Here is a 9,535-nt window from a genome sequence, read left to right as displayed (position 1 = left end):
CGGTGTTCGATCGGGTGCCGCGTGCGTGTGCATCGGGCACGGTGCGCGTGGCGCCGGCAGCCGGGCTGCCGGGCGGCACGCGCGCGGGTCGCCCCCCCGGGATCCCGCCGGTCGGGAGGGACCGCCGGGGAACGGCCTAAGAGGTGCTGTCGGCGGAGCCGGCCCGGGGCGCGGTGAGCCGGGCGTAGACGACCTCGACCTTGTCGGTCACCGCTTCCCAGCCCAGTTCCCGCTCGGTGCGGGCGCGTCCGGCCGCGCCCATGGCCGCCGCCGCGGCCGGGTCGCCGAGCAGCCGGCCGACGGCCGCCGCGACGGCGTCCGGATCGCGATCGCACAGCAGACCGTCCACACCGTGTCGGACGACCTCCTCGCCGCCCTCGAAGGCGGCCGAGACCACCGGTTTCCCGCTGGCCCACGCCTCGACGAAGACCAGGGGGAAGACGTCCACGGTGGACGGCAGGCAGAACAGGTCGCAGGCGGCGAGGGCGTCGGCCTTCTCCGCCTCGTCGACCAGGCCGAGGTCGAGGATCCGCGGGTCCCGGTGGGCGGCGAACACCTCCGCGCAGTCCTCGTCCCAGTCGGGCCCGGCGAACACGAACCGGGCGCCGGGGTGGTCCGCCCACACGGTGCGGGCGGCCCGCAGCAGCAGCTCGTAGCCCTTGGTCCGCATCCTCCGGCCAAGGAAGAGGACCATCGGCCCGTCGATGCCGTGGCGGGCCCGGAAGGCCGCGCCGTCGGGCGCGGTGCTGCTCAGGTGGGGGCCCTGCCCGATGAGGTGCAGGGCCGACGGGGCGACGCCGGCGCCGGCGAACACCCGGCGTTCCGCCTCGGTGAGCACGAAGACGGCGTCCGCCGCCCGGGCGACCTCCAGGACGGCCTCCCGGTCCCGCCACACGCCGGGTGCGGAGGCCGGGGTGAACGCGAAGGGCACCCGCCACGCCCGGGCGAGCCGGAGCGCGGCCTGCGGGTAGTCCGGCCAGACGCAGTCGACGGCGTGCACCAGGTCGGGCCGGTCCCCGGGCCGGGCCGTGGCCGGCAGCACGCCGACCTCGACCCCCGCCGAGGCCATCCAGCGAGCGGACTCCCCGTCCATGCCGCTGCAGTAGAGCCCGACCCGGTGGCCGCGTCGGCGCAGCGACTCGGCGAGGTACTGGGCCATCACCTCGGCGCCCGCGCGGGCCGGGAAGTAGCCGCGGTGGACCACCCGCACCGACGTCATGCCCGCTGCTCCCGGGCGGCGGCATACCACTCGTAGGTGCGGCGGACGCCCTCGCGCAGGGCGGTGCGCGGTTCGTAGCCGGCCAGGGAGCGCAGCAGGGAGATGTCCGGGACGCGGCGCTCCGGGGAGAGCGGCGGCGCCGGGTGGACGTCGAGCTCCGGGTGGCGACCGACCACGTCGAAGACCACGCGGGCGAGGTCGTCGATACGGATCTCCTCGCGGTCGTTGCCGACGTTGACCAGGAGGGTCTCCTTGGTCGGCAGTGCGGTGAGCGCGGCGATGGCCTCGACGGCGTCCTCGACGTAGCAGAACGCCCGGAACTGGTCGGCGCCGTGGATCTGGAACGGGTCGGCGCCGCCGAGCAGCCGCTCGATGAACTGCGGGATGACGTGCTCGTACCCCATGCGGGGCCCGTAGACGTTGTGGAAGCGGACCATCCGCAGCGGGAAGCCGTACGCCTGGGCGTAGTTGCGGCAGAGCAGCTCGCCGGCGATCTTGCTGAAGCCGTACGAGGAGCGGGCCACGGTCGGGGCGGAAACGACCAGCTGGACGTCCTCGGGGGTCGGCACGGGCGCCACGCCCGCGGTGACGCTGCCGGCGTAGGCCTCGCTGGAGGAGGCGAAGCAGAGGGTGGCCCCGTCGAGCTCCTTGAACCAGTCCAGGACGTGGATGGTGGACAGCAGGTTGGTGCGCAGCACCCGCTGCGGCTCCTCGTTGGAGTACACGACGCCGACGACGGCGGCGAGGTGGTAGACCTCGTCGAAGTCGCGCGGCAGGTCGGCGGGGAGTGGCAGGGTCAGGTCGTGGGTGAACACGGTGACCTTGGAGCGGAGTGCGTCGAGCTCGGTGTCGTGGCGTCCGCGGCTGAAGTCGTCGACGACGGTGACGTCGTGCTCGTCGGCCAGCCGGCGGGCGAGGTGCATGCCGATGAATCCGGCGCCGCCCGTGATCAGGATCTTCTTACGCATGGCCGAGCCTCATTACGTTCGACGTGGCGGGGAGGATGCGCCAGGTGTCGTAGACCACCGCCGGCGGCCGCATGGTGGCCACCAGCGCGTCCAGGTCCTGGTCGCGGTAGGAGAGGTGGTTGTTGAGGATCACGGCGGCATGGGCTCCCTCGAAGCCCTCCGCCAGGTCCACCGGGCGTACGCCGAGCGCGGCGATGCGCTCGCGCGGGACCGCGAAGTCGTGGCCGACGATCTCACCGACCCGACCGCGCAGCAGTTCCAGCAGGCCCTCGTAGGCGGCGCCGCGCAGGTCGTCGGTCTCGGGCTGGCCCTTGTAGGCGAAGCCGGACACCAGCACGCGGGCGCCGGCGGGGTCGCAGCCCTGCTCCCACAGCGCGGCCAGGACGCGCTCGCCGATCCGGCGCGGCAGTGACTCGTTGAGCTGCCGCGCCGCGGCGATCATGCCGGGCGTGTGGTCGTGCGGCTTGAGCGCGTGCATGAGCAGGTACGGGTCCTTGGTGAGGCAGCTGCCGCCTACGAACCCGGGGAGGCTGAGGTCGGGCCGCGGGTAGCCGAAGTTGGCGCTCTTGATCAGCTCCACCGCGTCCAGGCCCAGCTTCTCGGCCATCAGTGCCACCTCGTTTCCGAACCCGTAGATCAGGTCGGTGTGGCAGTTGCAGATCAGTTTGATCATCTCGGCGGCCTCGACCGAGGAGACCGGCACCACGGTGGGCGTCTGGGAGGCGAACAGCTCGGTGGCCCGGCGCACCGATTCGTCGTCGATGCCGCCGACGATCTGCGGCAGGGAGAGCAGCTCGTCCAACGCCTTTCCCTGGATGGTCCGCTCAGGGCAGAAGGCGACCAGCGGCCGGGCGACCTTGCGGCGCAGCAGGGGGAGCACCAGGTTGCGGGTGGTGCCCACCGGCACCGTGCTGCGGACGATCACCAGGGTCTGCTCGTCGATCCCCTCGGTGATGGTCTCCACCGCCGCTTCCAGGTGCTTCAGGTTGGGGTCGGTGCCGCCGGCCTCGATCGGGGTGCCGACGCAGATGATGACCACCGGCGGGAGCGGGCCGGCCCCGAGCTCGGAGGTGACCCGCAGCCGGCAGCCGACGGACGCGCGGATGACCTCCTCGACGCCGGGCTCGGCGAGTTGGAGCACGCCGGCGTCCAGGTCCTCGGCGACGGACTTGTTGTACTCGTAGCCCAGGACGCTCCTGCCGGTCTTCAGCAGAGCCGCGGTGAGCGTGACGCCGACGTACCCCAGTCCCACGACGCAGACGTCGTAGTCCGCATTGGACATGGTTGACTCCATCATTTCCCCCTCGACTTCGACACTGGTCACATCAGGCGGCCGACGAGTCGCCGGCCGCGGCCCCGACGACCCAGAAGGTCTTCTCCGGCTTTCCGCCCAGCTGGCGCTTCTGATCGTCGAGGCCCTTGACCTCGGAACCTCCGGCGTCCACTTCGCGGATTCCCTGCTCCCACATGAGCCGGAACACGTTGAGCCAGACGTACTGGGGAATCGCGGTGAATCCGGTGCTGTCTTTGAAGAGCCCGGTCAGCCGCTCACGGAAACGCATTGTCATCGTGCAGTACAAGGCGGCCCGGCGCTCCCCTATCCGCTCCCCCGCGAAGAACATCGCGGGGAACCTCTCGCCATCCTCGGTGACAATGTTCCCCAGGTAGGAGAAATAGTCACGCTCATTTTCTCCGCCCGGCTTCTCGCGGACGATGGCCAAATAGTCCTCGGGGGTCGAGCCGACCACGGTGCCCTGTTCGCGGCGGGCCTGGAAGTAGCTCTCGACCACGCTGCGGGCGCTTTCCTTCTCGGGTCCCGAGTAATGGTAGGGATCGATCTCGAAGGAGAGGTGGGGATTGCGCTCCAGGAAGTTCTGGAACCGCCGGTAGGCCAGCTTGTTCTTGTTCTTGTACTTCCGCCGCTCCTCGCCGGCCAGCTTGGCCACCTGGAGGGCGCCGTCCGCGTCCTGCTCGAACAGCTCGTCCAGGTAGTAGACGCGGTTGGGGTAGGTCTCGTCCTCCTCCGGGGCGCCCAGGTGCCACGGGTCCGTCTCGATCCCCGTGAACCCGGCCGCCAGGAAGGCGTCGCGGTCCTCGGCGAACAGGTGTCGGACGTACACCGACTCCTTGGCCAGGCCCGCCGCGCGGACCGCGGCGATGAACTCCCGCACCGCCTCGACCCGGGTCGGGCCCTTCGGGGCGACGATGTGGAGGTGCTTGGCGACGTGCCCCTCCTTGCTGAAGTACCCCACCCCGAAGATGTTGCTCCCGTCGTGGTAGACGAGCCCGTTCGGGTACTTGCTGCTGGCCCCCCGCAGATTGTATCCGTTCGCATAGAGCATGAGGCCGATATGCCCCATGGCGAACGATCCGTCCTTGAATTTCTGAATGATGTCGAAGGATTCCTCGACCGGAGTGATCCGCGGTCCGAATATACCCCTGAGCCGGTCCTCGAACTGGTCCCGTTCGATCGCGAGAAGGCGCACCGGTATTCAACCTCCAACAGGCCCCTGGAGTAGTTTCCTTGAGCCGTGGTCCGTATGCCGCGAGCTTATCGTGTTCCGCTCGATCGACAAAGATAAGAAATGGATTCTCAGTGGTCCGCGGAAGATTTCGCCGCGGTCACCGGCTGGGCAGCACCTCGGCCCGGGAGCGGCGCAGGGCCGGCGCGGGCAGTGCCTTGCGGTCGAGCTTGCCGATGGGGGTGAGGGGCAGGGCGTCCAGTCGGACAAACTGACTGGGCACCATGTGCTCCGGCAGGCTGCGCCTGAGGTGGTCCCGCAGTTGCTCCCCGGTCGGCGCCGAGGGGCCGGCCGGAGCCGTGTACGCCACCAGGCGGGGACCGCCGGCAAGATCGTCACGGAGTGCCACCGCAGCGTGTACGACACCCGGGCAGGATGTCAACGCCTCTTCCACCTCGCCGAGTTCCACCCGGAACCCGCGCACCTTGACCTGCGCGTCCAGCCGCCCGAAGTAGTCCAGCAGACCCGTCTGCGGACGCCGGCACACGCGGTCCCCGGTCCGGTACATGCGGGCGCCCGGCTCGCCGGAGAACGGGTCCGGCAGGAACCGCTCCGCGGTCAGCCCGGGGCGCCCCTGGTAGCCGCGGGCGACCTGGGCCCCGCCGACGAACAGCTCGCCCGGGGTGCCGTCCGGCACCTCGCGCAGCTGCTCGTCCAGCACGTACGCCCGGATCGCCGGCAACGGCGTTCCGATGGAGACGAGTTCGTCGTCCCAGTCGAGCAGGGCGGCGGCCGCCGAGACGGTGGTCTCGGTCGGCCCGTAGATGTTGAACACCTGGGTCACCCCGCGCGCCCGCAGCTCGGCCAGCAGCGCCTTGGGCATCGCCTCGCCGCCGGTGAGCACGGCCTTGATCCGTGGCGGCGGTCCGCCCAGGGCCACCATCTGCGCGAGCGCCGAGGGGACCGCGCAGACGGCGTCCCCGGTGACCCAGCCGTCCGGCTCGACCAGCGAGAACACGTCCTGGGCCAGCATCACGTGGCCACCCGCGTAGAGCGGGGTGAAGACGTCGCAGACCGAGAAGTCGAACGAGGTGGGGCAGGTGGCCACCATGGTGGCGGCGGCGACCGGGCCCAGCAGGGCCGCCGCCGCGGCGACGAACTCGCTCATCGCCGCCCGGGGCACCAGCACCCCCTTGGGCCGTCCGGTGGACCCCGAGGTGTAGATCACGTAGGCGAGCTGCCCCCCGGTCACCGGCGCGGCCGGCTCCCCCGGCGGGTCGTGCGGTCCCGCCACCAGCTCCTCCAGGACCAGTTCTGGGCCGTCGTAGTCCAGTGAGCCGGCGTGCCGCCGCTCGGCCAGCACGGCCGCCGCGCCGGAGTCGCCGAGCATGTAGCCGATCCGCTCGCGCGGATAGGCCGGGTCCAACGGAACGTAGGCGGCACCCGCCTTGAGGACTCCCACGAGGGCAGCGAGCATCTCGGGCGTGCGTCCGGCGAGCACGGCGACCCGGCTCTCCGCGCCGACGCCCAGCGCCCGCAGGCGCCCGGCGACGCGATCGGCGGCCGCGCCCAGTTCGCCGTACGTCCAGGTACGGCCCTCGCCGGTGACCGCGGGCCGCCCTGGCTCACGCTCCACCCATCGCCCGAAGGCGGCGACGACGTCGACGACCGGTTCAGCGCTCAGTCCCGGCACGGTGTTCTCCTCTGCTCGACATGACTTGAAGCTGGCGGTCCAGATAGGGCGCCAGTGCGCTCGCGGGGTGGGCGGCGACCTCCTCCGGCGGGCCGGCGGCGACCAGTTCACCGCCGTGCTCGCCGCCGCCCGGGCCCAGGTCGACGATCCAGTCGCAGGCGGCGGCGAACTCGACGCTATGCTCGATCACCACCGCGGTGTTGCCGAGGTCCACCAGGTCGTGGACGACGCCCAGCAGCACCTCCACGTCGGAGAAGTGCAGTCCGGTGGTCGGCTCGTCGATCAGGTACAGCGTCCGGCCGTCGTCCCGGCGCATCAGCTCCCGGGCGAGCTTGAGCCGCTGGGCCTCGCCGCCGCTGAGGGTGGTGGTGTCCTGGCCGAGCCGGAGGTAGCCGAGACCCACCTGGCACAGCATCCGCAGCGGGTGGGCGATCGCGGGGACGTCCGCGTACGCCTCCAGCGCCTCGGCGACCTCCAGGTCCAGGGTTTCGGCGATGTCCCGCCCCCGGCAGGTGACCTCCAGGACGCGCGGGTGATAACGGCGCCCGTCGCAGGAGGGGCAGCGCACCGAGAAGTCGGCGAGGAAGAGCATCTCGATGCGGATCGTGCCCTTGCCCGCGCAGCGGTCGCAGCGGCCGCCCTTCTCGGTGTTGAAACTGAACATGGCGGTGGACCAGCGGCGCCGGACGGCCTCGTCGGTCTTCGCGAAGAGCTTGCGGATCTCGTCGAAGACGCCCACGTAGGTGGCCGGCGTGGACCGGGAGGAGGCGCCGATGGACTCCTGGGTGACCGTGACCACCCGGCTGAAGGACTCCCAGCCGGTCAGTTCGGTGAACGGCCCGGTGGGGGCGTGCCGGCAGCTCAGCGCCCGCTCCAGGGCGGGCTGCAGGGTACGGGTGATCAGGGAGCTCTTGCCGCTGCCGCTCACCCCGGTCACGCAGGTCAGCAGGCCGACCGGCAGGGCGGCGTCCACGCCGCGCAGGTTGTGCAGGTGGGCTCCGCGGACGGTCAGCCAGGCGTCGCCGGGGCGCCGCCGGGCCGTGCGGGGGGAGCCGACAACCAGCTCCCCGCGCAGGTAGGCGGCGGTCCGGGAGCGGGGGTGGGCGACCACCTCGGCGGTGGGCCCGGCCGCGATCACCGTTCCGCCCCGGGTACCCGCGCCCGGCCCGAGGTCGACCAGGTGGTTGGCGGTCTCCATGGTCTCCTGGTCGTGCTCGACGACCAGCACCGTGTTGCCCGCGTCGGCCAGTTGCCGAAGCAGGGCGATCAGCCGCGCGTTGTCCCGGGCGTGCAGCCCGATGGACGGCTCGTCCAGCACGTAGGTGACGCCGACGAGTCCGCAGCCGAGCTGCCGGGCCAGCCGGAGCCGCTGGCCCTCGCCCGCGGACAGGGTGGGCGCGGAGCGGTCGAGCGAGAGGTAGCCCAGGCCCACGTCGAGCATGAAGGTCAGCCGCGTGCCGATCTGGGCCAGCAGCTCTTCCGCCAGCTCGGCGAGGAAGGTCGGGGCGAGTTCGGCGCGGACCGCTGCCAGCCAGTCGACCAGCCGGGTCACGGGCAGCGCGTTCACCTCGGCGATGTTCAGGCCCGCGAGGCGCACGGCGAGCGCCTCGGGGTGGTGGCGGGTGCCGCCGCAGCCGGTGCAGCCGCGGGCGGCCATGAACACCTGGTAGAAGGACTTGCGTTCGGGCGAGTCGGCCTCACGGAACAGCCTCTCCAGGTGCTGCGCCAGGCCGTCGAACGGCTTGGCCGCCAGTTCGCGGGCGAGCGGCTCCGGCAGGGGGTGCGCGGTGGCGCCGGTGAGGACCAGCTCCCGCACGCCCTCGGGGAGCAGGCGCCAGGGCGTGTCCAGGCCGGCACCGGCGAGCTCCAGCACGGTGGGCAGCTCGCGCAGCGGCCACCAGGTCTTCTTGCTGCGGGTGCGGTCCCCGAAGAAGGTCAGCGCGCCGGAACGCACTGATGCGTCGGGGTCGCCGACCAGCAGGGCCGGGTCGACGCGGTAGGTGAAGCCGAGCCCCTGGCAGTCCTCGCACATGCCTGCCGGCGAGTTCGGGGTGAACCAGTGGGAGGAGGTGGCGCGTGCTTCCGTCCCGCAGTCGGGGCAGGTCCAGCCGGCCGTCAGGTGGCGGACCGGGCTTCCGTCCCGGAGGGCGACCAACCGGCTCCCGTCGCGGTGGGCCGCTTCGACGGCCTGCCGGGCCCGGGCCAGCTCATCATCGTCCGGGCAGGCCGCCAGCAGCAGGACCCGTTCGGCCGCCGGTCCGCCGGGCCCGTCGGCGGCGGGCCGCACCAGTTCCAGCGGGCCGGTCGCCGCGGCCGCCGCCAGGGCCCGCAGGTGCTCGGTGACGTCGCGCGGGTAGACGTCCTGGCCGCAGCCACGGCACTCGTGCCGTCCGGCCCGCGCGTACAGCAGCCGCAGCCGGTCCGAGATCTCAGTGATGGTGCCCACGTTGGACCGCGGGTTGCGGCTGATGGTGCGCTGCTCGATGGCCACGGTGGGGCTCAGACCGCTGATCCACTCCACCGCAGGCCGGGGAACCTTGGGCAGCTTGCGGCGCACGTACGCGGACAGGCTGTCCAGGTACTGCCGATAGCCCTCGGCGTAGATCGTGTCGAAGGCCAGCGAGGACTTGCCGCTGCCCGAAACGCCGGTGAACACCGTCACCCCGTGCCGCGGCACGGCCAGCTCCTCGATCCGCAGGTTGTGCTCCCGTACTCCGCGGAGCACGATCCAGTCGCGCGGATCGTGTGCGGCGGGGCGCGTGCCGCCGCCGTGGTCGGCCTTGCTCAATACACTCACCAGTTCTTCCTGGACGTCGTTCAGTGGTGCGGGAGCGTCCCGTGGGCCGGCGGGTCCACCACCAGCCGGACGGGGCGCAGGTATCCGGGGAGCAGGGTGCGCAGGCGCCGCGTCAGCGCCGCCGCGTCCACGGCGGCCGGGGTGCCGTCGTCCGCGGGGCGCGGGGTGATCCGGGCGCTCAGCACGCCGTCCGGGTCGAACCCGACGCGGGCGTCGGCCACTTCCGGCAGGGAGGTGAGGACCCAGCGGCTCTCGGCGGGGCGGACGGTGTAGCCGGCCGCGTCGACCCGCTGGTCGGCACGGTGGCCGAGGAGTTCCAGGCCGCCGTCCGCCGCCTCGCGGGCGAGCAGTCCGGTGGCGCACGCGCCGCCGGGGACCGCCGGTCCCGCGGCGTGC

General features: G+C 72.2%; 6 protein-coding genes and 1 pseudogene. All 7 read right to left on the bottom strand.

All coding sequences use genetic code 11. The features are described 5' to 3' along the window. Nucleotides 1–136 precede the first annotated feature (136 nt). On the bottom strand, nt 137–1,219 hold the full coding sequence (locus OF819_RS25060; RefSeq protein WP_267245898.1) for a glycosyltransferase family 4 protein: 1,083 nt from the start codon (nt 1,217–1,219) through the stop codon (nt 137–139). Further along, nucleotides 1,216–2,187, bottom strand: a complete 972-nt coding sequence (locus OF819_RS25055) for an NAD-dependent epimerase/dehydratase family protein (RefSeq protein ID WP_267245897.1) — start codon at nt 2,185–2,187, stop codon at nt 1,216–1,218. Before OF819_RS25055 ends, OF819_RS25060 begins: the two co-directional genes overlap by 4 nt. Next, the gene (locus OF819_RS25050; protein WP_267245896.1) at nt 2,180–3,469 is read right to left on the bottom strand and encodes a nucleotide sugar dehydrogenase; all 1,290 of its coding nucleotides are present in this window, start codon (nt 3,467–3,469) and stop codon (nt 2,180–2,182) included. Before OF819_RS25050 ends, OF819_RS25055 begins: the two co-directional genes overlap by 8 nt. Nucleotides 3,470–3,512: 43 nt before the next feature. Further along, nucleotides 3,513–4,673 (bottom strand): hypothetical protein, encoded by a 1,161-nt coding sequence (locus OF819_RS25045; protein ID WP_267245895.1) that lies wholly within the window; start codon nt 4,671–4,673, stop codon nt 3,513–3,515. Nucleotides 4,674–4,809: 136 nt separating this feature from the next. Next, nucleotides 4,810–6,342, bottom strand: a complete 1,533-nt coding sequence (locus OF819_RS25040; protein WP_267245894.1) for an amino acid adenylation domain-containing protein — start codon at nt 6,340–6,342, stop codon at nt 4,810–4,812. After that, the gene (uvrA, locus tag OF819_RS25035) at nt 6,323–9,139 is read right to left on the bottom strand and encodes an excinuclease ABC subunit UvrA (protein WP_267245893.1); all 2,817 of its coding nucleotides are present in this window, start codon (nt 9,137–9,139) and stop codon (nt 6,323–6,325) included. The genes OF819_RS25040 and uvrA overlap by 20 nt, the downstream gene beginning before the upstream one ends. Before the next feature lie 20 nt (nt 9,140–9,159). After that, a pseudogene (locus tag OF819_RS25030) lies at nt 9,160–9,535 on the bottom strand (hypothetical protein); the annotation flags it as partial.

The sequence above is a fragment of the Streptomyces sp. PR69 genome (assembly GCF_026420845.1).
In the GTDB taxonomy this organism is placed as follows: Bacteria; Actinomycetota; Actinomycetes; order Streptomycetales; family Streptomycetaceae; genus Streptomyces.
The sequence above is the reverse complement of the archived record's forward strand: the minus strand, read 5'-3'. Positions and strand labels throughout refer to the sequence as shown.